Source organism: Paenibacillus vandeheii (genome assembly GCF_030433635.1).
GTDB lineage: Bacteria > Bacillota > Bacilli > Paenibacillales > Paenibacillaceae > Paenibacillus > Paenibacillus vandeheii.
The window spans coordinates 198,354-224,330 of record NZ_JAROCD010000007.1; the positions used below are offsets into that span (position 1 = coordinate 198,354).

20 protein-coding genes are annotated in these 25,977 nt (G+C 50.7%); 16 read left to right on the forward strand and 4 right to left on the reverse strand.

Annotated features, from left to right (window positions below):
• Positions 1–201 precede the first annotated feature (201 nt).
• From P5G61_RS15595 to P5G61_RS15620, 6 genes are all read left to right on the forward strand, one after another.
• Positions 202–1,260 carry a lactonase family protein gene (locus P5G61_RS15595; protein ID WP_301247376.1) on the forward strand — a complete coding sequence of 353 codons (1,059 nt, stop codon included), beginning with the start codon at positions 202–204 and terminating at the stop codon, positions 1,258–1,260.
• A gap of 266 nt (positions 1,261–1,526) precedes the next feature.
• On the forward strand, positions 1,527–3,401 hold the full coding sequence (locus tag P5G61_RS15600) for a rhamnogalacturonan lyase (RefSeq protein WP_301247377.1): 1,875 nt from the start codon (positions 1,527–1,529) through the stop codon (positions 3,399–3,401).
• A gap of 480 nt (positions 3,402–3,881) precedes the next feature.
• Positions 3,882–4,961, forward strand: coding sequence for a sulfate ABC transporter substrate-binding protein (locus tag P5G61_RS15605; RefSeq protein WP_094939898.1), 1,080 nt, complete (start codon positions 3,882–3,884; stop codon positions 4,959–4,961).
• Between the two features lie 82 nt (positions 4,962–5,043).
• Positions 5,044–5,880 (forward strand): sulfate ABC transporter permease subunit CysT, encoded by an 837-nt coding sequence (gene cysT, locus P5G61_RS15610; RefSeq protein WP_301247378.1) that lies wholly within the window; start codon positions 5,044–5,046, stop codon positions 5,878–5,880.
• A gap of 72 nt (positions 5,881–5,952) precedes the next feature.
• The gene (gene cysW / locus P5G61_RS15615; RefSeq protein ID WP_301247379.1) at positions 5,953–6,828 is read left to right on the forward strand and encodes a sulfate ABC transporter permease subunit CysW; all 876 of its coding nucleotides are present in this window, start codon (positions 5,953–5,955) and stop codon (positions 6,826–6,828) included.
• Between the two features lie 233 nt (positions 6,829–7,061).
• The gene (locus P5G61_RS15620; RefSeq protein WP_301247380.1) at positions 7,062–7,304 is read left to right on the forward strand and encodes a YezD family protein; all 243 of its coding nucleotides are present in this window, start codon (positions 7,062–7,064) and stop codon (positions 7,302–7,304) included.
• 98 nt (positions 7,305–7,402) lie between these two features.
• On the opposite strand, the gene P5G61_RS15625 is transcribed toward P5G61_RS15620, so the two are convergent.
• Positions 7,403–8,323: a hypothetical protein gene (locus tag P5G61_RS15625; protein WP_301247381.1), complete on the reverse strand. Its 921-nt coding sequence runs from the start codon at positions 8,321–8,323 to the stop codon at positions 7,403–7,405.
• A 217-nt stretch (positions 8,324–8,540) separates the two neighbouring features.
• Between P5G61_RS15625 and P5G61_RS15630 the strand changes: the two genes are divergently transcribed.
• The 10 genes from P5G61_RS15630 (at position 8,541) to P5G61_RS15675 (ending at position 20,709) form a co-directional block, all read left to right on the forward strand.
• Positions 8,541–8,954, forward strand: a complete 414-nt coding sequence (locus P5G61_RS15630; RefSeq protein WP_301247382.1) for a GNAT family N-acetyltransferase — start codon at positions 8,541–8,543, stop codon at positions 8,952–8,954.
• Between the two features lie 222 nt (positions 8,955–9,176).
• Positions 9,177–9,554, forward strand: coding sequence for a ribbon-helix-helix domain-containing protein (locus tag P5G61_RS15635; protein ID WP_301247383.1), 378 nt, complete (start codon positions 9,177–9,179; stop codon positions 9,552–9,554).
• Entirely contained in the window at positions 9,535–10,815 is a 1,281-nt protein-coding gene (locus P5G61_RS15640; RefSeq protein WP_301247384.1) for an MFS transporter, read from the forward strand. The genes P5G61_RS15635 and P5G61_RS15640 overlap by 20 nt, the downstream gene beginning before the upstream one ends.
• A gap of 190 nt (positions 10,816–11,005) precedes the next feature.
• A complete protein-coding gene (locus tag P5G61_RS15645; protein WP_301247385.1) occupies positions 11,006–11,143 on the forward strand; it encodes a hypothetical protein in 138 nt (45 codons plus the stop codon).
• A 114-nt stretch (positions 11,144–11,257) separates the two neighbouring features.
• Positions 11,258–14,008, forward strand: a complete 2,751-nt coding sequence (locus P5G61_RS15650; protein WP_301247386.1) for a class III lanthionine synthetase LanKC N-terminal domain-containing protein — start codon at positions 11,258–11,260, stop codon at positions 14,006–14,008.
• Positions 13,986–14,786, forward strand: coding sequence for a hypothetical protein (locus P5G61_RS15655; RefSeq protein ID WP_301247387.1), 801 nt, complete (start codon positions 13,986–13,988; stop codon positions 14,784–14,786). The genes P5G61_RS15650 and P5G61_RS15655 overlap by 23 nt, the downstream gene beginning before the upstream one ends.
• Positions 14,783–16,243: a hypothetical protein gene (locus tag P5G61_RS15660; RefSeq protein ID WP_301247388.1), complete on the forward strand. Its 1,461-nt coding sequence runs from the start codon at positions 14,783–14,785 to the stop codon at positions 16,241–16,243. Before P5G61_RS15655 ends, P5G61_RS15660 begins: the two co-directional genes overlap by 4 nt.
• The gene (locus P5G61_RS15665) at positions 16,225–17,997 is read left to right on the forward strand and encodes an alpha/beta hydrolase family protein (RefSeq protein WP_301247389.1); all 1,773 of its coding nucleotides are present in this window, start codon (positions 16,225–16,227) and stop codon (positions 17,995–17,997) included. Before P5G61_RS15660 ends, P5G61_RS15665 begins: the two co-directional genes overlap by 19 nt.
• A 257-nt stretch (positions 17,998–18,254) precedes the next feature.
• Complete coding sequence (locus tag P5G61_RS15670) at positions 18,255–18,887, forward strand: NAD(P)-dependent oxidoreductase (protein WP_301247390.1); 633 nt, start codon at positions 18,255–18,257, stop codon at positions 18,885–18,887.
• Positions 18,888–19,029: 142 nt separating this feature from the next.
• Positions 19,030–20,709: an NAD(P)H-hydrate dehydratase gene (locus tag P5G61_RS15675; protein ID WP_301247391.1), complete on the forward strand. Its 1,680-nt coding sequence runs from the start codon at positions 19,030–19,032 to the stop codon at positions 20,707–20,709.
• Positions 20,710–21,207: 498 nt separating this feature from the next.
• On the opposite strand, the gene P5G61_RS15680 is transcribed toward P5G61_RS15675, so the two are convergent.
• The 3 genes from P5G61_RS15680 to P5G61_RS15690 form a co-directional block, all read right to left on the reverse strand.
• On the reverse strand, positions 21,208–22,860 hold the full coding sequence (locus tag P5G61_RS15680) for a methyl-accepting chemotaxis protein (RefSeq protein WP_301247392.1): 1,653 nt from the start codon (positions 22,858–22,860) through the stop codon (positions 21,208–21,210).
• Between the two features lie 27 nt (positions 22,861–22,887).
• Complete coding sequence (locus P5G61_RS15685; RefSeq protein ID WP_301247393.1) at positions 22,888–23,895, reverse strand: BMP family lipoprotein; 1,008 nt, start codon at positions 23,893–23,895, stop codon at positions 22,888–22,890.
• Between the two features lie 468 nt (positions 23,896–24,363).
• The gene (locus P5G61_RS15690; RefSeq protein WP_301247544.1) at positions 24,364–25,974 is read right to left on the reverse strand and encodes a gamma-glutamyltransferase family protein; all 1,611 of its coding nucleotides are present in this window, start codon (positions 25,972–25,974) and stop codon (positions 24,364–24,366) included.
• Between the last annotated feature and the right edge of the window lie 3 nt (positions 25,975–25,977).

Below are 25,977 nucleotides of genomic sequence, written 5' to 3' on the forward strand. Positions count from 1 at the left end.
GTTGGAACATTCGCCATGCGATTGAACTCTTGTAAGGTTTCATACTTTGTATTATGGTGAGAGAGGATACCCACTGAAGCAAGGCGACGTGAATTGGGTAAGTACATAAGAGCAGAATCAAACATACGGTTTACAGCTTCGTGTAACGGCATGTGATTATAGAGTATAGCCAACCATTTGAATAAATAAGGAGAGAATGAAATGATGGAAACGACAGCAACCAATGAAGTTTTGTTCTATACAGGTACTTATGCATCAGCGGATCAACCGGGCATTTTTCTATGTGCGTTGAATAAGGATACAGGCGAGATGCGGATTGTACATCATATGGACGGGGTGGACAATCCATCCTATCTTGCTTTATGCCCGGATGGGACTTGTCTATATGTTGCAAGCGAAACGGACGAGGGAGAGGTGCTCGTCTATCGTCGGGATGCTGCAACGAGTGAGCTGCACTTGATGGATCGCAAGTTGACGAAGGGCGCTTCCCCTTGTTACGTGTCTGTGACGCAGGACGGCAAGTGGGTGTTGGCATCGAACTACAGCAGCGGCAGTGTGAATGTATTCCCGGTGGGGGATCAAGGTACGCTTGGGGAGATGAGCGCGCTGGTTGAACATACGGGAAGAGGGCAGAATGATGACCGTCAGGAAGCGCCGCACGCCCACTCCATTCAACCAGATCCTTCAGGACAGTATGCTATTGTATGTGATCTTGGTCTGGATCAGATCATTGTGTACCGTAACGAAGAAGGCCGTCTGGTTACACACCGGGAGATGAATCAGCCTCCTGGCTCCGGACCGAGACATCTGGTCTTCCACCCAAACTCAAAATGGGCATATGTGATCAATGAATTGAGCAATACGGTTACAGCATTCATGTATGATGAGCGCAGAGGAGAGTTCACTACGCTGCAGCATATCTCCACGCTGCCTGAAGGGCATAGTGGAGAAGGTACGTCGGCGGACATCCGCGTATCCCCTTGTGGCCGATTCCTGTATGCTTCTAACCGTGGGGATGACAGTATTGTGCTGTATCACATTGACCAGGAATCCGGTGAACTGAAGGCTATAGAATGGACGTCCACCATTGGTCAGACTCCGCGCAACTTCAACCTGCTGCCTGGCGGTATTCTACTGGTGGCCAATCAGGACAGCAACAACCTTGTTGCTTTTCAGATCAATAGTGAAGATGGACGTCTGACACATAATGGATTCAAGCTGGAGATGTCCCGCCCAGTATGTATCGTACCTGTAGTTTAAGATGAGATGAAGCATACATTATTCTTTGTTGTTTCAGGTTGTTGTTTCAGGTTGAAATCAAGCATGAGCTAAAGAGGAATTCAAGATTCAAGTCGGAAGAGTCATCTTTCGGCTTTTTTCCTTTTTTCTATACATAAAATTACTAAGTTAGACCTATAGATGGAATTATATGTTTAATTTAAAATAGTCATATTAAAGCGCTTACACAAGAGATGGCGCTATGAAGGCATCGGGCTTACCAATTCGATTGGGGAGGCAATGGCTTTATGGGAAAACGATCGTTATGGAAGCGCACATTGCGGACTGCGGGGGTATCCCTGCTGAGTTCTGCGTTGCTGGTTACTACGCTCGGCCTTGGGAACACGCCGGTCACTCATGCTGCAGGTGCGCGTCAGATGGAATTTCTGGACCGTGGTGTGGTTGCAGTGAAGACAGGCACAGGTGTATTTGTCAGTTGGCGGCTTCTGGGTACGGAAGGGTCGAATGTGTCGTTTAATGTCTATCGGGATGGAACCAAGGTAAACGCATCGCCCATAACGAACAGCACCAACCTCCAGGATGCAAGTGGGACAAGCAGTTCCAAATATACGGTCCGAGCCGTAGTGGGCGGAACGGAACAGGCGGCTTCAGCCGCAGCGAGCGTTTGGGGAAATAATTATCTGTCCGTACCTCTCAGTGTGCCGGCAGGCGGTACAACACCGGATGGTGTTGCCTATACGTACAGTGCCAATGATGCGAGTGCAGGGGATGTGGATGGGGACGGCGAGTATGAATTGATCGTGAAATGGGACCCGTCCAACTCCAAGGATAACTCCCAAAGCGGCTACACAGGTGAAGTGTTTATCGATGCCTACAAATTGAATGGAACACGCCTATGGCGCATTAGTTTGGGCAAAAACATCCGTGCAGGGGCCCATTACACTCAGTTTATGGTGTACGATCTGGATGGAGACGGCAAGGCCGAGGTTGCGATGAAAACGGCTGATGGTACCAAGGATGGTACCGGTACAGTTATTGGCGATGCCGGCAAGGATTACCGCAATTCAAGCGGGTATGTTCTATCAGGACCGGAGTTTCTTACGATCTTCCATGGGCAGACGGGTAAAGCACTCTCCACAGTAAACTATGAACCGGCGCGTAGCAATGTATCGGATTGGGGAGACAACTATGGCAACCGGGTGGATCGATTCCTTGCGGCGATTGCGTATCTGGATGGGGAACGTCCAAGTCTGGTGATGGCACGCGGGTATTACACGCGGACAGTGCTTGTAGCGTACAACTGGAGGGATGGACAACTAACCAAGCAGTGGACGTTTGACTCCAACACGTCAGGTAATTCAGGTTATGCAGGACAGGGCAACCATAATCTGAGCGTGGCAGATGTGGATGGCGATGGAAAAGACGAAATCGTTTACGGAGCGATGGCGGTGGATGATAACGGTAAGGGTCTCTACACGACAGGGCTTCACCATGGGGATGCGATGCATCTAAGTGATCTGGACCCGGATCGTGCGGGACTTGAAGTATTCCAGGTTCATGAGACAGCGTCCAATGCCGGAGTGGAATTCCGTGATGCGCGTACAGGTCAGTTGATCTGGGGTATACCTACAACGAAGGATATTGGGCGCGGCATGGCCGCCGATATCGATCCGCGTTATAAGGGTGCAGAAGTTTGGGCAGACGGCGGATTGTACACAGCCAAAGGACAGAAAATAGGGACAACCCTGCCTTCCTCCACGAACTTTGGCATCTGGTGGGATGGTGACTTGCTTCGTGAGCTGCTGGACAGCAACCGAATTGATAAGTGGGATTACGCGAATAGCAAAACGGTTAATCTGCTGACCGCTTCCGGTGTTTCTTCCAATAATGGAACGAAATCCACACCGAATTTGCAGGCCGACCTGTTTGGAGACTGGAGAGAAGAAGTGGTATGGCGGACCAATGATAGTTCTGCGCTTCGTATCTACACGACAACAGCGGTAACGGACAAACGGATCTATACCCTGATGCATGATCCGGTATACCGTCTTGGCGTAGCTTGGCAAAATGTAGCCTACAACCAACCGCCACACACTGGCTTTTATTTGGGAGATGGCATGAGTACGCCTCCAGTGCCGAATATCCGGTATGCGGGCAAATAAAGATTGTGAACTGGCATGAATTCATGCCAGCTCAAGTAAATGATTTTACAGCGAATAAAGCATCCTGCTGACCAGAGAGCAGCGGACTTGGGTCCGTTGTTCTTTTTTCTGCCATTTACACAGATATTCGGTAGAAATCGGAAAAAAACGTTTGACAGCCCTATGTGCTGCCCTTATGATACGTATATAACTTACTAAACAGGTAGGAATAATAAAAATGACTTCGCTTGAATTGCGGAAGCAGTCATTGACAGTCACATGAGAGATCGTAACGTGAACAGAATAACGTTCTCACCGTATAGACGGAGGAACACCGCAGCACATCATTTCTGGATGAAGCATACACGGCCTTGGGTCGGCATGACTTTATGAGGGAGAAGTGCGCGGGGGTTCCTCCGTTTTCTGTTTTTTTTCGGTGCGTTCCATGCTGTTTAGCCTGTTGAGGTAATCTTGCAGATCCATTCGGGGGGAGTGTTATCTATGAAAAAGAGAATTCATAAGGGTATTCTGGTTGGTCTGGCATTGGTATTAACAGGGGTACTGGCGGCATGCGGATCGGATAGTGGTGGCACGAATGCGGCGGGAACATCGGAGGGAGCGGAAGGCAGCAAAGAAGGAGCAAAAGCGATCGAGCTGCTGAATGTATCCTATGATCCGACACGTGAACTCTACGAGCAATATAACAAGGCGTTTGCGGCATATTGGCTGAAAGAAAAAGGCCAGGAAGTAACGGTTAAGCAATCTCATGGCGGTTCAGGTAAACAAAGTCGCTCCGTTATTGATGGACTGGATGCAGATGTGGTTACGCTGGCATTGGGTTACGATATTGATGCCATCGAAGATAAAGGTTTGATCAATGCGGGCTGGCAGGATAAATACGAGCATAACAGCTCCCCGTATACATCAACGATTGTGTTTTTGGTACGCAAAGGCAACCCGAAAGGTATCAAGGACTGGGATGATCTCATCAAGGGAGATACGCAGGTCATAACTCCGAATCCCAAAACGTCCGGCGGGGCACGTTGGAACTATCTGGCGGCATGGGGATATGCACTCAAGCATAACAACAATGACGAAGAGAAGGCCAAGGCATTCGTTGCAGAATTGTTCAAACATGCGCCTGTTCTTGACTCTGGAGCGCGTGGAGCGACAACTACGTTTGTAGAGCGCGGTATTGGTGATGTGCTGCTTGCCTGGGAGAACGAGGCTTTCTTATCGGTAAAAGAGCTGGGTCCGGACAAATTTGATATTGTTGTGCCTTCGGTCAGCATTCTGGCTGAACCACCTGTAGCGATTGTGGATAAAAATGCAGACAAAAAGGGCAGCCGCGAAGTGGCGGACGCCTATCTGAAATATTTGTACAGCGAAGAGGGGCAAACCATTGCTGCCGAGAACTATTACCGTCCAACACTGGACAGTGTGAAGGAAAAGTTCAAGGATCAGTTCCCGCAGCTTGAGCTGTTCACGTTAAGTGATGTATTTGGCACATGGCGGGATACACAGGCCAAGCATTTCAATGACGGCGGTATCTTTGACCAGATTTATGTTCCGGGCAGCTAATGCTTCTGACATCGATGTTGTTGCGTGATCATGTAAGCGGCCAACCAGTCCGACCGACTGAAGGCAGAGAGGATGAACGTGCATGAGCAAGGTGATGGTGGCCCGGAGTCGCACACTGCCGGGATTCGGATTAACGATGGGTTACAGTGTGCTGTACCTGAGCCTGGTTGTACTTATTCCACTGGCAGCGCTCTTGTTTAACTCCACAGGACTGACCTGGTCCACGATGATTGAGGTGGCGACGAATCCCCGGGTACTGGCTTCCTTCCGGGTGAGCTTTCTGACCGCAGGCGCAGCGGCCCTGATCGATCTGGTTCTCGGGCTGCTCCTGGCATGGGTGCTGGTCCGGTATGAATTTCCGGGAAAGCGGCTGTTTGATGCCGTTATTGATCTTCCCTTTGCTTTGCCGACGGCGGTAGCGGGGGTTGCTCTAACGGCGTTGTATGCCGGGAATGGCTGGATTGGGCAGTTCGTGGAGCCTCTGGGTATCAAGCTGGCATATTCACAGGCTGGTATTACACTGGCGCTGATGTTTATCGGCATTCCGTTCGTGGTGCGTACGGTGCAGCCGGTTTTGCAGGAGCTGGAGGCTGAGGTGGAGGAAGCAGCGGCTACGCTGGGAGCGGGGAGATGGCGGATATTCCGGAAGATCCTGCTTCCGGACCTAATCCCGCCGCTGCTGACCGGCTTTGCCCTGGCCTTTGCCCGAGGCATTGGCGAATATGGCTCAGTGGTGTTTATTTCAGGCAATATGCCGATGAAAACGGAAATTGCACCCTTGCTGATCATGGCGAAGCTGGAGCAGTTTGATTATGCGGGAGCTACGGCGGTAGCCCTGCTGCTGCTGCTGGTCTCTTTTATCCTATTGCTGATCATTAATTCATTGCAGCGCTGGAGCCGGAAGGCAGGCAGAGCCTGACCGGAGAATGTAACGTGATGGGATTAGGGCGCAAGCGGATGTCACTTACCCAAACCGAAGGAGGTGCCGCGTATGGCGGGTTCTGTTCCACTGAGCCCTGTTCCACCTGTACGAACTGGCCCCGGAACGAACCGTGCAACGACGGAAGCTCCATGGGTCAAATGGTTGTTGATTGGATTGGCAAGCCTCGTGCTGCTCTGGCTGCTTATCTTGCCGCTGGTGATCGTGCTGATGGAGGCATTGAAGCAGGGCTGGGGTGTCTACATCGCGGCGCTTACCGAACCGGATGCGATGTCGGCACTGAAACTTACGCTGCTGGTTGCCGGGATTACTGTGCCGCTCAATACGATATTCGGCGTGGCAGCCGCTTGGGTCATTACCAAGTTCCAGTTCAGGGGAAAAGGGCTCATGATCACCCTGATTGATCTTCCTTTTTCGATCTCGCCGGTGGTGGGCGGGCTGATCTTTGTGCTCGTCTTTGGTTCGAATGGATGGTTTGGACCGTGGCTGGCGGAGCATGATATCAAAATTATTTTTGCCCTGCCTGGCATTGTCATCGCAACGTTGTTCATTACGTTTCCCTTCGTCGCCAGAGAACTTATTCCACTAATGGAGGATCAGGGCACGAGGGAAGAGGAAGCAGCAGTTACGTTGGGTGCTTCCGGGTGGCGGATTTTCTGGAACGTGACACTGCCCAACATCAAGTGGGGCCTGCTGTATGGCATTATTCTGTGTAATGCGCGGGCAATGGGCGAGTTCGGAGCCGTGTCTGTTGTATCGGGACATATTCGCGGGGAGACCAACACGCTACCGCTGCATGTCGAAATTTTATATAACGAGTATCAATTCTCTGCTTCGTTTGCCGTCGCCTCCTTGCTGCTCATATTAGCTCTGGCAACGTTGCTGCTCAAGAGCTGGCTGGGTCATAAAACGATTTCCGAAAAGTGACTAACGCTCCGAAATCGATGCCGAACTTCTTGGTATTGAAGAGGGTTTCGAATGAAAAAGGCGGTTGTCTCCGATTCGTGAAAATTCCGTGAAAATTCGGATTGACAGCTACTGGAAGCCCTGCTAATGTATAAACCAAGTATATAGGTTGGATAAGAATGAATTATAAGTCAGGTTGGATGACAGCACTGAGGAATAAAGCGGGCAGTAGCCCGAGAAGAGGAGGCGGCTCTATGGCTAAGCCGTTAAAAGTGGATGAGGTATGGATGGATCGAATTGCCGGACAACTGAATGACATGGAGTTTGGCTCGCTGCACATCGTTGTACATGAAGGGCAGATCGTGCAGATGGAGCGAACCGAACGCAAGCGTTTTGAAAATACGCCCTCCGGCAACGCCGCCTCCAAATCCGGCAACACTGCACGAAGCAGCTCACCCCGTTCATTACGCGGATCGAATACAAGCGCGAAGGGGTAGACTTCATGAATCCACGATTGAATTTATGATGAAATAAGTAGAAATCAAAAAAAGAGAAGCCGACGATTTTGCGGGCTTCTCTTTTTTGGTGTAGAGGTTCACTTTTCAGAAATGGCTCCGGATGTGCGTGGTTTATAGAGGTTTATCTCCATGTTCAGGTTCTCACCCTCATGTGCTTCTGTACTGCTATCCAATTCCTTATTCGAATCGGTGTGTCCCGCGTAGGGGCGATCACTGCGAGAAGGCGTTCCTGTCAAGCTGAATCCTGAGATGAACAGGATGAGTTGTAATCCCAATGCGTAGGGAGCAGCAGCAAGTCCAATCAGATGAAGAAGAGAGCACAGGGCAATTAGGGTGACGAGTGATTTGGTTACTGTGCCCGATGAACCCTGTCTTGGGCTGGACCAGAGCAGATAACCATAGAACACTGTGATAATCAGGGAAATGAAACGTATCCATGGCAGTGCATTGAACCAGGAGTGCCAGAAAGGATACATCAGACCTTGTTGACGGAACACAAAATCAGCGATCAGGTACAGTACAGCAGCCACAGCGGCGGGCTCGGCAGCTGGACGAATGACATTCCAGACGGCTCTTCCCCAATGGTCTGAATGGGCATATCGATTCAATTCATCGGATAATGCTGCACTCTCTCGTTCCAGAGCCCTGTGCATCAATGCGAGACGAGCGGGATCAACATCGATGATACAGCTGCGGATTTGATCCTGAAGCTGAGGAGATAGATGGACTGCGGTTCTGCACGACAGCATGGCGGTTAACAATTCATGATGCTCATGTTCCGTAAGAGCAACATTCCGATGTTCTTTTACGGTGAGTTGTCCCAACAGGGTTGTGCTTATGTATAATGTATCTCGTATCGCTTGCATTCGCCTGTCACGACTTCGTCTGACTTCAGTAGCAGACCATAGGTATAGTCCAAGCAGCACAGCGATCATTCCGAGTAGTAACGCCCCGAAGCCCGGATAGGAGACCAGAGCAGGTATCCAGCGTTGAAGCACAAATAGTTCCTCCTTTGCAAAAACTGTAGTGTAGCATGAAACACGGTTCACTTAAGCTTTCTCTCACTATTACACAGGAATTGCCTGAATTCAAGCAGGAACAGTAGGAATTTACTGTCATAGGGAGGATCCAGTGACCTGAGTAAAGAAGATGGAGTCTCCATGAATGATATAATGTGCACGTATATCTAAGTTGGATACGAAAGGAGCATGATCCATGGACCACATCAACATTGAACATACACCGCCCTCAGCAGCCGAGTATCTTGCGCTACGAAAGAGCGCGGGTCTCAGTGCGATGAGCCAGGAGGGAGCCGAAATCGGGCTGCCGAATAGTCTTTTTGCCGTTTGTCTGCGTGAAGAAAATGAAATTGTAGGCATGGGTCGGGTCATCGGAGATGGTGGTTGTTTCTTTCAGGTGGTGGATATCGCCGTGCGACCGGACCAGCAGGGAAAAGGGTATGGCAAACTGATCATGAGCGAGATCATGAATTATTTGCGTGAGCATGTGCCCGCTCGAGGCCTGGTTAGCCTGCTGGCTGATGTTCCTGCTGACCGTCTCTACGCCCAATTTGGCTTCGCCTACACCAGTCCGAAATCCGAAGGCATGTGGTGGAGACAAGGGGAATAGGTGATAAGAAATCTGGGTCAAGCCTATTTAAATAAAGCAAGTCTTGGGTATGTGAAATAGCGCGATCACTATCCAGCTGTTAGAAATACGCTTCAAACCTTTGGTGATACAAAGGTTTTTTTGCTTTACATCCATTTATTTACAAGTATAATGGGTTGTAAATACAATTTACGATTTACAAATTACGATAATTAAAGGATGAGCAGAATGGAGGAGATACATTTGGACCAAGACCAGCGGACTCAATTTAATCGAATGGTGGAGCGATCTATCGATCAGGCGAGCAAAAATCTTTCGGGAACCAAGGGGGTTGTCTCTGTAAGATTAAGTCAGGAAGAGATCGATATTATTGATCAGCTTGTATTCCTCGAACTGGCCAAAAACCGTTCGGATGCAACGGCGATGTTAATCAGGGAAGGGATCCGGACTCACCAATCGTTATTGGACGAGATCCAGGAGTATACGGCAGAACTGGAGAGGGTAAAGGCCAAAATGCAACAGTCCATTCGCAATTCAGGTTTGTTGACACGGCTGCAAAGTGAAACTGGAAGCGAGATTAAGGGGAAAGGAGAGGGAATGGATGAAACAGACGAAAAATGAAATCCATAACGACAGTTACGGATCCGTTCTGCGCATTCCATCCTTTTGTGTACTTCTTGTAGGCAGACTGATATCCGGTGCGGGCCAGATTTTATTTTCCATGGCTACGATGTGGTATATTCTCCAGCTGACCGAGTCTGCACTCGCAGCAGCGCTGATTCCTATGCTGCCTTACTTTATTTATGCTTTCCTGGGTATACCTCTCGCTACGATCAGTGATCGGCTGCCCAAGAAGCAGCTCCTGATCTGGACAGATATATTGAGGGCGGGTGTGGCTTGCATATTGGCGCTTTTGTTCATGAGTGGTCAGATGGTGCCTTGGCATATCTATGCTGCCAATTTGCTTATTGCAATTCTTGGATTTTTGTTCAATCCGGCAGCCCAGACCGTCATCCCCGCCATTCTGCCCGACCCTTCGAAACAACTGGCGCCAGCCAATGCACTTCTTAACTCATCTTCCAAAACGATTGAATTGCTGGGATATGCTGTAGGCGGCATACTGGTAGCGTTCATCTCTGTTCAGTCCATCCTGTTCATCTATGCCCTCACCTTTCTTCTCTCTGCTTTCTCCATCGTCTTTATTCAAATTCCGGTGACCAAAGTGGTGAAACAAAAAGGGATCTCCGGCTTTGTGAAGGACAGTTTGCAAGGGATTACCTTTTTGTTCTCGCGTAAAATTCTGGCCTGCTGCATCATTTTTGGTGCCATTATCAACTTTGCTGGCGCGCCTCTGCATATCTTTACTCCGATCTTTGCCAACATGGTGCTTCATGCCGGACCGCAAGGGTACGGTCTTCTTCAATCCGCTTTTGCCGCCGGAAGCATTGCAGGCTCTCTGCTCAGTGGGAAATATGCCAAACGGCTTTCGCTTGCCCGATGGTTTCTGATCAGTTATCTGATCTCGGGAGCAAGTCTGTTACTCATGCCCATGTTTCCTAATCTGTATATCGCCATCGCCTGCTCGTTCCTGTTAATGCTGGGGCTTGCCCTCGTAAATGTACCTTTGGTTACCTCGATTCTTCTATCCACACCGGAGGAAAAGAGGGGCCGTGTCATGAACAGTATGGGGGTCTTGATGAGTGGCATCAGCAATCCGCTCGGTTTATTGCTCGGAGGCTGGTTCATTGAAACGTATAATCCATCCTGGGTGTACATGGGGATTGGTGTATTTGTTATTGTGATGGGAGTGGTGAGCATGTTTGTCCGGCCTTTCCGACAGGAACAGGGGCAACGTTCCAGACAACAAACGGCATCCATGTAATAATCATAAGCAACATGTTATATTTCCTTCTTTTTTTAAGCAGTAATTCCGATAGGATTAACTAATACGTGTTAACTAATTGGGTTATGTAAATAAATATTGTAAAATAATTCAAATAAAAAGAAGGAATATCAAATTTTATGTAGAATTTGGTTATCAAGAGGGGGAGACAAATGGGAGGTAATTTATCATGGAAAACAAGGAAATTTTATCTGTACAGGACTTGATGGCATTAGAGGTTGAAGAGGATAACTACATGTTTGAGGAAACAAGCCTGTGTACCGTGTGCAGTTGGACAAGTTCACAGACGATCGTAGTTGAGAACTAGGAGTATCTTCATTACGCACTCTATTCGGTAACTTTAAGGATAAGTCTTTGATTTTCGCATTACTAAAATAATTGTACCTCCCCCTCTAACTTTAACCAACAGGAGTGATTCTCATTGAAATTCGCCAATGTATCCGTTAAGAAGGACGCCTTTGAGAACGCTTTGGAACATATAATACGGGAACTTCCCCAATCCATCCAATGGTCGAATGACGGCCATTGGATTTGTTTTAGACCAGAGGATTTGAAGCTTCCTTCACAGGGCTGGAAAATACATCTATCTGTCGTTCCTGTGGAGGGAGTTGAACTGCTGCAACGCATTGTACCTATTTTGACGGAGCACCGTGTGCAGTGGAAGGTTGTGAGCAGTGGGCTGAAGTTGATTGAAACGTCCAATGGATCGATGCCTCTGCCTCAAACGGGTAAATGTGTCACAATCTATGCGGCCAACGAGAAACAGTTTCTGGACCTGCTTGAGGATATGTATGCATGTACCATCGGATTCGAAGGCCCGGCTATTCCTACAGATCGGTCATACCGCGGCAGTGGATGCGTATTTTATCGTTATGGTGCGTTCACAGAACGATTCTATTATGACCGTTACTCGGGAGCGAAAGTGCATGCGATCCAGAATACCGACGGTAATATGGAGGAGGATCGCCGTACACCTGGCAGGTACAAGCCCGAATGGGTCAACGAGCCGGAAGAGCTGCTTCACATCCAAGCGATCCAGATGGACCCATCTCCCTCCGAAGTGTCCAGTTCCAATAACAATGAGTTCAGAATACGGAATATACGCGTGAAGCGTGTACTTAAGAAGTCAGGCAAGGGAGGGGTATTTCTCATTTCCAGTGCTCGGCATGCGCAAGCCGTTATGAAAGAAGCGGTACATCGAATGCGTGTGGATGGTGCCGGACGCTCTGCCCATGACTATTTAGAAAATGAATATCATGTACTTGAATTGTTGAAGGAGACGGGATATACCCCCCAGCCACTGGATCTGTTCAGTTATGAGAAGAATCGGTATTTGATTCTGGAATATTTTGATAGCATCAGCCTGCGGGAATATATCCATCGCAGACATGTCGCCGCGGATTATCACTGGACGGACATGGTTCGGATCTGCCAGGCTGTTCTGGATATGGTGCAGGCCTGTCATGATAAAGGGATCATTATTAATGATCTGACGCCTAACAATATTGTTGTGCTGCCAGATGGAAATGTACGTCTGATTGACCTCGAATTGGCTTACGTCCGAAGTAGCGATAGGGAAGCGAAGCCATTGACCGGGCATACGCCTGGATATGTGCCTCGTAGCCGGGAACACAGTCAGAGATCAAGCGTTCAGGATGATATCTATTCCATCGGGGCTGTTTTCTATTATATGGCATCCTCTGTGGACCCTTACTTCAAATACCAGACGGACTACTTGAAATGTAGTCAGGTTCTGCTAGATGGGCTTGGCAACACGCAGCAGTTGCACGCTTTGGGCAATTTCGCTATACGGATCATGTCCGGCACGTATGAGCAGTTGGCTGATGTTCGCCAGAATTTGACGGCGATTTCGAAAGACCCGATGACCGAATGGCAAGGAGCTTCCTTGTCATTGAACAGTCAGAAGCTGGGATTAACCGCTGCCGAGGTATTACATCAGACGCAAAGGATGGCTGATTGGCTCTATGGAGCGCTTGATTTTGATAATAAGCATGTATTATATCCGGAAAACAGCATGAGCCGGATGTTTCACCCGGCAAATTTTAACTTTGGATGGACAGGTATGGTCTACGGTTTTAACCAGCTTGGTCAGATTACAAGCCGTATTCAGTATCATCAATATGCCCGTGAAGTTATGGAATGGATCATGGCTCACCATCCATACATTCCGGACGAGACACCGACCGGACTATACTTTGGATATGGGGCTGTTCCGTGGAGATTGGCTGAGACCGCAGAGGCGCTGAATGATTCTTCGTTGCTTAATCTCGCGGAGAATCTGGCATTGCAGTTAACTCAGAATGAACCGACCCAAACCAATATCAGTCATGGTGCTGCAGGTCTGGGATTAATGTTGTTGGAGCTTCATCGCACCGGAGGCCGTGCGGAACTGCTTGAACGAGCCGAGGCATTGGCTGCTTATATTTTAACTCAAGAAGAGCGGCACGAAGATGGACTGAGTATGTGGAAAGTGAAAGAGCAGCCGAGCAAGAAAGATGGCGGCCATTATTCGTTGGGATTCTCACATGGCATCGCGGGGATCGGTTATTTCCTGCTCGCGATGGCAGATCGAACCCATAAGGAAGCCTATGTATCGGCAGTGAAACGAATTGTCCATACACTGGATCATACCAGCCATACCGGGCAGAATGGCCTGAAGACGTGGCCTGCATCGCCGGCAAAAGCGGATGCGCTCTGGGTACACTGGTGTAATGGATCAGCTGGAATAGGGCGTTTTCTACTGGCGGCTGCCGATGTACTGGATGATCCGGTATCTGCAAAGCTCGGCAAAGAAGCGGCGGATGCGGTGGCACAGACGACGATCTTTGCTTCCTTCGGGCAATGTCATGGGTTAGCTGGCAATGGGGATTTCCTTCTCTTGGCGGAACGCTGCCATCCTGGCAGGTATAAGACCAGACTGGAACAATATGCACAAATGCTGCTGGAGATGAGAAGTGATAAACACGACTTGTGGATGTGGCCGCTGGAAGATATGGAATCGTTCTCCCCGGATTACATGACTGGATATATGGGCATTTACTCGTTTCTGCTTCGTCTTTTCTATCCTTCAATGAGTGCAGAACCGTTGGTTTATTCAGGATTCAACCCTGGCAAGGAGGCGATGGACCATGATATTAACATCCATATCTGATGTTCTTCCGCAATTACGACATGAAGAGGGCGAGTGCGGGGATCGATACTATGCAGCAGCGCCAGAGTACCTTGAAACCGGGTCATCATTCATGATCATTGATCATGGGCAGCGGCAGTATACACTCGATTTATGGAGCGGGGCAGGTGCGATGACGTATTGGGAAAATCGGGTTCAGCCGCTGCTTGGATCACTTGAATGGGATGCTTTATATGCGACAGTTCCTGCTTCATTTCGGTGGGAGAAGCTTGGATTCCGGGTGGATATTGTTGCACGTAGACATCGATTTAACGGCAGATTGAGAGATATCCCTCCTGTGGTTATCCCAGATGATGCAGCAACCTGGATTTCTGCCCAGGGGCAGGAGGAGGAGATAGCGCAGATCCTGTTGCAAAGCGATCCCACCTGCCCTGGTTTGGAAGCCGCGCGTCAGGCCGTCAAAGACATCTATGGCGGAGCGTATGGACCTGTGCTGAGGGGTTCCGGATTGGTTGAATTGGAGGGTCAAAGGATGGGAGGCTGCCTGTTAAGTGATGAGTTCGGTTCGGTACTGATTGCTCACATATGCACCATACCCACTGCGAAACGTAAGGGCTGGGCCCGCTGGCTTGCTGCTTATGGCCTTCAACAATGTGTGGCAGAACAATATGAAATGGTAAAAGCTTCGCTCGACATGAACAATATCAGCAGCTATCGATTAATGGCTTCACTGAATTTGCAGCGGGTTCCCGAAATTGCACATGTATGCCGGGTTACGAAAGAGCGTGATCGCTCATGAACCCCGTTTTACTGGAAAGTACGCAATATGGTGATCTGCGAAGCAATTGGCTTCGTTCCAGTCATGAGCCCGGGCTGTATGTTGCCCAGGGGGAGCCAGACGCCGTGAAGCACGAGGTTCAAAAGCTGCACACCCACTGGCAGGATCAGGCTGTTGGGATATCCGTCGATCATCCGTATTACTCTCTGCCCATAATCTATCAGCTAAACCCGGTGCTGCCTTCCAGCGATCTGGTGGCCTGCAAAAACGCCTTGTTGAGATTTAGAACAGCGGGCTGGGCTCCAGGGCACAAGAAATGGGTACTGGTGGAGGTTGCTTCACATTTACATGCATCTGATCTTGGGGCCATCCACCATATCCTGTATCGTCAGAAACTACGAGGCGTCAGTGTGCTTCTCTTTTTCCACCGATATTCTACCAGAATGCCCACTCCTAGTGAAGTGCATCAGCTTCCAATCTCCCTTGTCAGAGAAACACCAGAACATACTCGAAGTTCATTGGAGCAGCATTTTGCCGACGCAAGAAAGAAGGGGGGGCAAGAGAAAACATTGGCGCTTTACAACAGGCTGGCCTGGATTTTGCTGTCCAAGTCGGATGATCCGGTCCGGTATAGGGCTTGTTTGCATTTTTTTAAACATAATACGTTATTTCAACGTTTGACAGCGGCCCAGCAAGCGGTTCTATGGTTCGAACTCGCGCAGTTGCTTACTAAGAAGGGTCTGGATTATACAGCAGCACGATACTGTTACTCAGAGGCCCGAAAGATGCTCTCCCATAAGGAATTAACGGAGGTGTACCGTATTGGAAAATGCTGTGCGCTGGATAATGGCGAAGCCTTGATTGAAATGCAGGAGGGTAACTCTGGGCGTGCAATTGAACTGGAGCGGCAGGCGAGTCGGCGGATTCAGCAGCTTCCTGACGGACCTGATCGGCGTACTTTTCAGATTCAGACTGGGCTCAATATGGCGGGACTGCAGCTCAGATCGGGCCAATGGGCCGAGGCTGATACAGCTCTGCTGGCTGCGGAGAAACTATGCACCGACCAGTATGTTGATTGGCTCGGTCCCATACTCGAATTAAGGATGGAAATTCATCGGCAGCGTGGTAAAGAAGAGAAGGAATATCAACTGCTGATTCGTTTGCTTCGATTGAGAACGGTATCCATCCATGCCAAACGGCTCCGTCGTGCGGTGGAGATCGCTGGAGAACAAGTACGACGAGGGTCAAACGACCGGGCTGCCGAAGTATATCGTCTATTAATCATGTCCCTTCCTGCTGTTAATCTGCCGCAGATTGAGAAGATTCGGCAAGCTATAAGCAATCTTGAAACAGATATTTCATCCGATACTGCCATGCTGGATCAATACATCGCCAAATTGCGGAACCAGTTGGACGAATGGGAGCAGCTGAAGCGTTGGAATGAGGGGAGGGAGGCCAGTTGCATCGTACATTCCTGACACGAATGAGTATTAATCGGGAGCGCACAGGAATGCTGTTGTCCTATGATAATGGTCATACCGAATGGTGCATGATTGATGAGACAGGTCAGATCACAGACAGGCATTGGTTGCATGAACATACGGCAGATCCGGTTGATCAAACCCAGCATACTCAGTTTATTGCACCGGATCAGGTTCTGATCATCACCCGGGGCACGAGCGGAAAACGGCTGCATCTGTATGAACTGCAAGCTCAGGTGAGGCTTGTTCATACCCAGGCGTTGCAATTGCCCTTTGCTGTTCTGCAGGCGGCATGGCAAGGAGAGAAGTTACAGTTGCTTTTTGCCATCCGAAATAAAAAGGGCCCCGTCCGATTGGGGCTGTACGACCCGAAGCAGGATGAGGCTAGATGGATTACACCTGAGCTGAATCATCCGCAATTGGCTTTCTGGTCTGCATCGGAACAGGAAATCGGATTGAATGTGGATGGGCAGGGGAGAGTGTATGCATACAAGGACCAGGGGGTTCAAAGTACGGAATGGGTACATACGTCATATCCCTATCCAGTCATGGACAAGCAGGGGGATCTCATTGCGGTGTCCATACCTTCAGAGCAGGGATTTACAGCGGGGTGGTTAAAACAGGGCGAGAATCTTGTACATGAATTGCCCCCTGTTGGTGAAGGGTTCTCTGAACTGGTTCGCGTTCAGATGGATACGGATGCACAGAAAATCCTCTGTGAAGGCATAACCTGTGGCAAATGGCATTATGTGCAGTATGCATTACAGGAGAAGAAAGAAGTATTACAGCTTCGAGACTATCCAGGGACGCTGACACAGGCTGTGCTTAGCAGGGACAAGCAGGGACTGATGGGCAAATACGAGTCTATCGCGATCGACCCGGTACCCGCTCTGTTTCGTTTCCAAGATCAAACCTGTGCCATCATTCGGATTCAAGGGGATGAGCAGGAAGCTGTAAATAGCTTCCGCAATATTGGGGATTCAGAGATGAAATATGGAGAAACGTACTATAGATCTGAGATCATACCTTATTTGGACATGCATCCGAAGGGCGCGGAACAAGCCGTTATTTATCTGCATGGAGGGCCGCATAACTGCCTGTTCGACAGCTATAGTCCGGTAATGAAACGGTTATCCGAGGCTGGCATACGGGTGATTGGTATCAACTATCCGGGCAGCTCCGGCTTCGATTCCAAATACCGGAGTCGCAATGAGAACGACTGGGGCGGCGTGGATGCAGAGGTGGTCCGGTTTATCCGGGAAGAGGTGTTATCCGCTTATTCAGACGTAGCTCTGTATGGAGTCAGTTATGGAGCTTATCTTGCATTGCTTGCTGCGGGCAGAGACCCGGTGCTGTGGAGTGCCGTGGTGGCCTGTGCTCCTTTTACGGATTTGGGCAAGCTGTATGAAGGGGGAGGGGCAAAGCTCAGGTCTTTTTTGCAAAAAGAGATTGGTGAACTGCTTGGGAATGAACCCGCCTTGAGGAGCCGCAGCCCGATCACATACGCTTCTGCGCTAAGCGGAATCGATGTCCTGTTCATTCACGGCCAGGCAGATCAGCTCTGTCCGGTGGAACAGACGGAACAGTTATATCAGGAAATACGGGAATACAAGCTGTCGTTGGACGAACCATCAGGCAGACTGGAACTTCATATCATTGATGATTTAGAGCATGAAATGTATTCGGAACGGTTCTGGGCACAGAAAGCGGTCGAATTTGTGACCTTTGCCAAGGTGGGTCAGGCAAAATAGAAGTAAGCTGCCAAAGCCGCGTACGCGGCTTTTTTGGATGGTTCGCGTTTCTTTTACTGAACGGAAAACGGAGTTGTAATTACTTATTTGAATACAGCATGTATAGGGGAATGGGCAGTTGAGCCAGACTCATGGTTTACAAGTGAGTGAAGACGGTTTAAGATGGCGTGAGCCGTTTAAGGTATATAACAATGGGATTAAGTATTAAAATAACGGTATGTTGACAAGAGGATATCTACTGAAAAGAGGGATTTAATATGAAAGTTGCCATTTTTGGAGCAACCGGAGCGATTGGAAAGACGATATTGTGGGAATTGATGGACCGAGGACATGAAGTAACGGCGATTGTTCGTGAGCCTTCGAAGGTGGAGATGGAGCATGAGCGTTTGCGTGTGGTACAGGGGGATTTGCTTAACCCGGATCAGGTTGCCGATTTTTCAGCTGGTCAGGAGGCCGTTGTGAGTGCCTATGGACCGAAGTTTGGCGCGGAAGAAGAGATGCTGGAAGTTACACGTTCACTAATCGAGGGCGTTCGTCGTTCGAAAGCGGGACGGTTGGTTGTGGTTGGCGGAGCGGGAAGCTTGATTACGGATTCTGGAGAAATGCTGATGGACACACCTGGATTCCCGGAGGAAGTAAAGCCGCTGGCGAAGGCTCATGCAGATGCGTATGACCTAATTGAGGCATCGGATATTCATTGGACCTACATGAGTCCGGCAGCTACGATCACAACGGGAAGACGGACAGGCCTGTTCCGGGTTGGCATGAATCGTGTGATTACAGATGATCTTGGTGAGAGCTCTATTTCTGTTGGCGATTTTGCAGCGGCTTTGGTGGATGAACTGGATGATCCGCAATTTATTCAATCCCGGTTTACGGTAGGTTATTAAGTCCTGCAGGTAAAGGGACGGGAAAAGTGACGAGAACATAAATGAAGCGAAAGCAGCAGCTTGGGAAAACTTAAGAGCCATCAAGAGATATAACGTATTCGAAGCTGCAAATATCCGAGAATTTCACGGGGAGGGATGAACATTGTTTATCGTAACCGCTGAACAGATGAGGGCTGTGGATGAGCATACAATTCACAAGCTTGGCATTCCGGCTGCCAGTCTGATGGAGAACGCAGGCAGAGCCATCGCCGAGGAGGTTATCCGGCTGTGCCGTGAATGCCGGGAAGAGCATGTTGGTCACAGTTCAGAGCAGCAGGGCCGCTGGAACGATGGTAACGGGAAGCGGGCACACACCGGGCCCGGTGATCGGCAAGGTCATGGTGGCGACATCATCGCCGATCCGGCGCTCGTGATGGAGCAACCCGGTGATCAGCAGTGGTATATGCTGATCGGCAAGGGCAATAATGGCGGCGATGGGCTGGTTGCGGCGCGCCATTTGGTTGAGGCGGGGCTTGGCGTGACGTTGGTCTACGCCGATGCGCCTGCTGCGTTGCGAGGCGAAGCCGCAGTGCAACGGGATGCCGCGGCACAGCTCGGCATCCCTGCCCTTGTCCACGGGCGCGAAGCCGTGGACTTCAGCCGGTGCACAGGCATCGTGGATGCGCTGCTGGGCACCGGCTCGCGAGGGGCGCCGCGCGGAGCCTACGCGGCGCTGATTGCGGCGGCGAACGACAGCGGCAAGCCGATCGTGTCCGCCGATGTCCCGAGTGGGCTGAATGCCGACACAGGTGAGGGATATGAGCCCTGCATTCAAGCCCGGGTGACGGTATGCCTCGCGCTGCTCAAGCGCGGGCTAGTGCAGTACCCGGGCGCATCTGCTGCGGGGCGCATCGTGGTGCGCTCCATCGGCATTCCCGCGCGGCTTGCGCCGGAGCATGGCCCCTCCGTCCGTCTGCTGACGGAAGAGGTGCTGCGCAGTGCGCTGCGCGTGGACACGGGCCGACTCCGGGCACCGGACGGCCACAAGGGCACTTACGGCCACGTGCTGCTGGCCGCAGGTAGTCTGCCGATGAGCGGCGCTGGCCTGCTCTCGGCCAAGGCCGCGCTGCGCGCTGGCTGCGGGCTCGCCACATGGGCGCTGCCCGCGGCACTGCTGCCGCATGTCATCGGCACCGTGCCCGAGCTCATGCTCGCTGCCGCCGCCGATGGCGACAGCGGCGAATGGAACGCGGCTTCCGCCGACGCCGTGCTGCGTCTCGCGGAGAGCCGCGACGTGCTCGCGACCGGCCCTGGCCTCGGCCGCTTCAAGGGCGACACAGACTGGCTGCGCCGTCTGTGGCAGCACACGGATCGCCCGCTCGTCATCGACGCGGACGCCCTCAACATGCTTGCAGACGCCGGCCCACATGGGCCCAGCGACTGGGGCAAACGAAGTGCGGCGACCATCCTGACGCCGCACCCTGGGGAGATGGGCCGACTGCTGGGCATGTCGACCCCCGAAGTGCAGCGTGACCGAATCGGACACGCTGCACGATACGCCCGCGAGCAGGGCGTGACCCTTGTGCTCAAGGGAGCACGAACGGTCATCGCAACGCCTTCCGGCGAGGCGTACATCAACACCACGGGGCACGCCGGCATGGCAACCGGCGGTGCGGGAGACGTATTGACCGGCATCATCGCCGGTCTGCTCGCCCAAGGCCTTGGCGCCGATCAGGCTGCCGCCTTTGGCGTGTTCCTGCACGGCCAGGCAGCAGAGAGAGCTGCGTTGCTGCGCGGTGATCCGGCATCCCTGCTCGCCGGGGATATCATGGATGCCCTGTAAACCAGGGGCAAGCTTGTTGCTGCACTCTGGGTACATTCGTTATTTCATAAGCTAAATTACGTTGCTTTGGGTTTGTGTGATAGGTGCAGTTAGAGAGTACATGTCCTTCATGTGCTGCATGCCTCTGCACACAACAATGATATAAATCATTCATAACATAAAGAAAGGGATGTCCCATAGTCATCAACATGACGTGGACATCCCCTTTTGGTGTGAATACCGTTTAACGAACCGAGCACACGCTATGAGCTGCTTTCCATTGATCTGCGCTTTAAGGAATCACAGCGGCGTTATTTTCGCTGCTCGGCAGGTTCTGGCCCAAGTTTGTATCCGTATAACGAGCATAGCGTGCCTGGAATTCGTTAATCTGTGCATTCGACTCAAATCCTCCAATTAAGGTGTGGTCGATTCGTTAGAATTGATTAGCGCTCCGACCGGAGAAGGGAAGTCCCTTCCAGCTTCCGTCACGTCACAGCCTCTTCTGTTTTTACGACTCCACTACAATCGGAACCGTAATAGCTCCTGGTGCATCTCTGCACTTATATCCCGCAAAGACTTCACCTTGTTGCTTGCTTCATTGAACGAACGCTGCTGCTCAGCCGTTGAAGCGGTAATTTCCTCGCTGCTTGCAGCTGATTGCTCCGTAATGGCACTGATGTTTTCAATCGCCTGCTGAACCTGTGCGCTAAGTTCACTGGACTGCTTCATGTCTTCCGCAAGCTGGTTAATGCTTGTACTGATCCGCTCCACACTGTGACGGATTCCGGAAAAGGATTCGCCCGTTTTTCCAGTAGCCTTCTCCTGTTCCGCAAAGAGCTGAATGCTCTGTGTCACCGAATTTTTCACTTTGCCCATAGCCGATGTAATTTCACCAACAGCCGCAAAGATATGCTGTACCGATTGCTCTGATTGCTCGGCCAGTTTCTTCACTTCCCCCGCGACGACAGCAAAGCCGCGTCCGGCTTCCCCTGCACGTGCCGCTTCGATGGAAGCATTCAGAGACAGAAGGGTGGTTTGCGTAGCGATGCCCGACACATAGGCAGTCATAGTGGCGATCCGGGAGGCGCTCTCCTCCAGTTCCTGGACCGTCTGCTCTACCTCAGACATGGCAATCCGGTTGACTTCAGCCAGTCGAAGCTGTTCCTGTACGGCAATATGTCCCTCCTTCACGGAACTCAGAACCTCGTTGCCATAGATAACCGATTGTGAAGTCGCCTGAAGATTGCTTTCGAACGTATGCTGCATCTTGTCTACGACCATGACCGTTTCACTTAAATCCTCAGCAATTTTCTGACTGCCAATCGACAGCTCTTCGGTTGTTCTGGATACTTGCTGCACGATGGCTTGCACGGTATCATTGCCGCGATCAATGTCCTGCGCCATCCCATCAACACGGTTTCCTGCTGCACCGATGGATTGGATGATATTGCGAATATTACCCGTCATGAGGCGGAAGGAGCGGTTTAAGTCATCCAGCTCATCTTTGCCTCGCGTCTCCGGGAGCTGCTGGGTAAGATCGCCGTTCGCGATTTGTCCTGCCGCTTCCTTCAAGGTGCGGATACGTCTCGCCAATTTTTGTGAAGTATACATGTTGAACAGCAGGACAGCAACAAGCAGGACGATGGCTCCAACGAGAGCAATTTGCCAGGTCCGCTGAATGTCCTGTTCCAGATTTACTGTATATTGGTCATATCGATCCCGGGTCACCTCATCCAGCATATAGATATCATTTTGTATGCCTTTGACCCGTGAACTGAAACGTTTGGCGTCCGAACTGTTCATGGCTGTGATGGCTTCGGTGGCGCCCGTGTCCAGAGCGGTCAATTTCGTTTGGATCGATTGGATCAGGCGAAGCTGTTCATCCGTTTCCAGCAAGCCTTCTGTGAGCTGTTTCACCATCGTTTTACCTTCGTCCAGCAATCGGGCTACGTTATCCTGATTACCAGCTGTCATGGAGAACGAATATACATCGAGCGCCTGCTCGGTCTGTATCTGGTTTGCGTTCAGCTCAGTAACCTTTAGCATGGCAGGTACCAGGTTTTGGTTTTTGGCATTCATGCTCAATAATTGAATAATGATATAAGCGACCAGCGCGAGGCATAACAGTAACGAAACTATGGCGTTCAATATCAGCTTTCCCTGCAATTTCATAAGCGTGCCTCCATTTTAGCAATTGGTTTATTGATCTAAGGTAATCTTGGTTTTGCCGGAAGCAATCTGTGCTTTCAAATCATCAAAAGTTTGCTCTTGTTCCTTCGTAAGGGTGATGTTATGTAGAGCGGTTAGACCTACGCCATTTTCGGCCAGACCGAAGAGCATTTCTTTTTGCGGGAATGAATGCTGGTTCTGAATGAATGTATTGATGGCGTTATGAAGAGAGATATCTACATTTTTGAGCATGGACGTGAGTACGGCTTTTTCTGCTAAAAAAAACTGATCCTGGTCCACGCCAATGGCGTATTTCCCTAATTTTTGAATCTCTGAAAGTGAGCCTATGCCCGTAAGTCCGGCAGCGACGTAAATGACATCAACACGCTGTTCCTGAATCATCTGTGCTGCGAGCTGTCCTCCAAGATCAGGATTGCCGAAATCTCCGGCGTACACGACATGGACTGTGGCATTCGGATTAGCAGCCTGGACACCTTGCTCAAAGCCTTGCTGAAAATTGTGGAGTACGGGGATATCCATTCCACCCAAAAAGCCTACATGGTCTTCGGTTGTTGCAAAGCCGGCAATAATGCCCGCAAGATAGCTGCCTTCTTCTGCTTTGAAGGACATGGAGGTCACATTGGGGAGATCGGAATGCCCGTCAATGATGAGGAAGTGTTGATCGGGATATTTCTGAGCAACCTTCTCCAGATCGGCTTTTACCGTGTCGCTCAGACCAATGATCAAATCGACTTTATCCTCCGCAAATTGCTCAAAGGCTGCCTCGGATGTCAAATCCTTTCCCGGTTCCTTGTAATCAAAAACAATACTGTTCTCGTTTCTGGCCTGTACCAAACCCTCAAATGCTGCATCACTGAAAGAATGATCACCCAGGCCGACATCGGTAAGAACGATCCCGACTTTGGTTCGCTGATCTGCGGGGGAGGCCTTATCGGTTGTCGAACACGCTCCCAGCACCAGGACAACCAGAATCATCATCATGGTGAACCCGAGTTTGTATTTCCACTGTGTTTTCATGTGCTTTATGACCTCTTTTCTATAAGATGGAGATGATGTATGAGGTGAGCAATTCCCCTATATTTATATCGGATGGGAGCTGAGTCTCCGTAATGGGGAATGATGAAAATTTACGAAAATTCAATGAAAAGTTAATGGATTTTCAATGAAAACCATGAATTATACATTGAATTTGCATTAGAAGAGGCATGCATTCTCGACAGAACCTGTGCGTCTTGCGGGTCAACGAGAAAAAGATAGACAAAACAAAGGCAAAGAAGAGACCGATTTGATCTCATCTTTGCCTTTGTTTCAAACATATGTCTTATGAATGAACAACACGATCGTATGAATATTACATTTATCCGCATTCTGCATAATTCGATTGATTTCATATATATGAATGGTTTTCCCGGTTCACCCAGCATAAGCAATGCTCCAAGCTTTCCAGCTATAAGTTAAGCTGTACGGTGCAGTACGTGCAACGGATTACCACGTTGCTACTGAGCCATCAGCCCGGCTTTCCGTGCCACCGCATAATACACCGCTGTCCGGATCTCGCCATATAATCTGACCGCGTCCGAACATTGACGGGTCGAGGGCGATCTGTATATCATGCCCCTTGCGGGCGAGTGCCTGTGCAATATGCTGAGGGAATCCGGGCTCAACCAGGATCGTTTTGCCTTTGGTCCACTGCCAGCGAGGAGAGTCGAGTGCTGCCTGTGGATTGAGGTGGAAGTCCACCGTATTCATGACGACCTGCACATGACCTTGGGGCTGCATGAAACCGCCCATGATCCCGAATGGACCGACCGCTTCATCGCCGCATGTGAGGAAACCCGGAATAATCGTATGATACGTTCGTTTTCCGGGCTCCAGCGCGTTGGCATGATCCGGATCAAGCGAGAAATTATGCCCCCTGTTTTGCAGGGCAATGCCTGTTCCCGGCACAACCAGCCCGGAGCCGAAGCCCATATAGTTGCTCTGAATGAAAGAAACCATATTGCCTTCACCGTCCGCTGCAGCCAGATAGACCGTTCCGCTTGCCCGCGGATCACCTGCTTCAGGCGGAAGTGCCATATTGCCAATGAGCTTGCGCCGTTCGTCTGCATACGCTTCGGACAATAGCTCCTGTACGGTTACGCCCATCTTGCGTTCCTCGGTAATGTATTTCTCCCCATCGGCAAATGCCAGCTTCATGGCTTCCAGCTGCCTGTGGTATGCCAGAACGGATTCCTTTTCGTCAAAATCAAAACCCTTCAACAGATTGAGCGCTGCCAAAGCAACCAGCCCCTGACCGTTCGGTGGGATCTCCCACACGTCGTATCCGCGATAAGAAACGGAGATCGGATCAACCCATTCAGGCTGGAATGCGGCCAGATCTTCTTTCGTCAAGTAACCGCCGTGCTCTGCCATAAAAGAATGAATACGCTCCGCGAGTTCACCTTCGTAGAAGTCTCGCGCTCCGCTCTCGCCAATCCGGCGCAGCGTAGCCGCATGATCCGGCGAACGCCACATCTCGCCCACGGCCGGAACACGCCCGCCTGGGGCAAATGTCTCAAACCATGCACGCCCGGCTTCCGCATCGCCTTGGCGTGCATATATGTCGGCTGCCCTTGCCCAATGGCGGGCCAGCCCCGGCGCAAGCGGGTAACCTTCTTCCGCGTAGCGGACAGCCGGTTCCAGCGCTTCCGCCAGCGTGAGCCGTCCGAATCGGCGGCTCAGCTCAGCCCAACCCGCCGGTGCGCCAGGCACCGTCACCGGGATGACCCCAAGCTTCGGCATCTCCGTATGGCCTTCCGCTTTGAGCGCCTCAATCGATATGCTCTGAGGCGCAGGCCCACTGGCATTCAGGCCATGCAGCTTGCCCTCGGTCCAGACGAGGGCAAAGGCATCGCCTCCAATGCCATTAGACGTTGGCTCCAGCACCGTTAGTGCAGCAGCAGTTGCGATAGCGGCATCGATAGCATTGCCGCCCTTCTTTAACACATCCAGACCCGCTTGCGCAGCCAAAGGCTGCGAAGTGGCGACCATACCTTGTTTGGCATAAACGGGCACACGGTAAGACGGATACGGTTGGTAGAGTGGATCGTAGTTCATCAG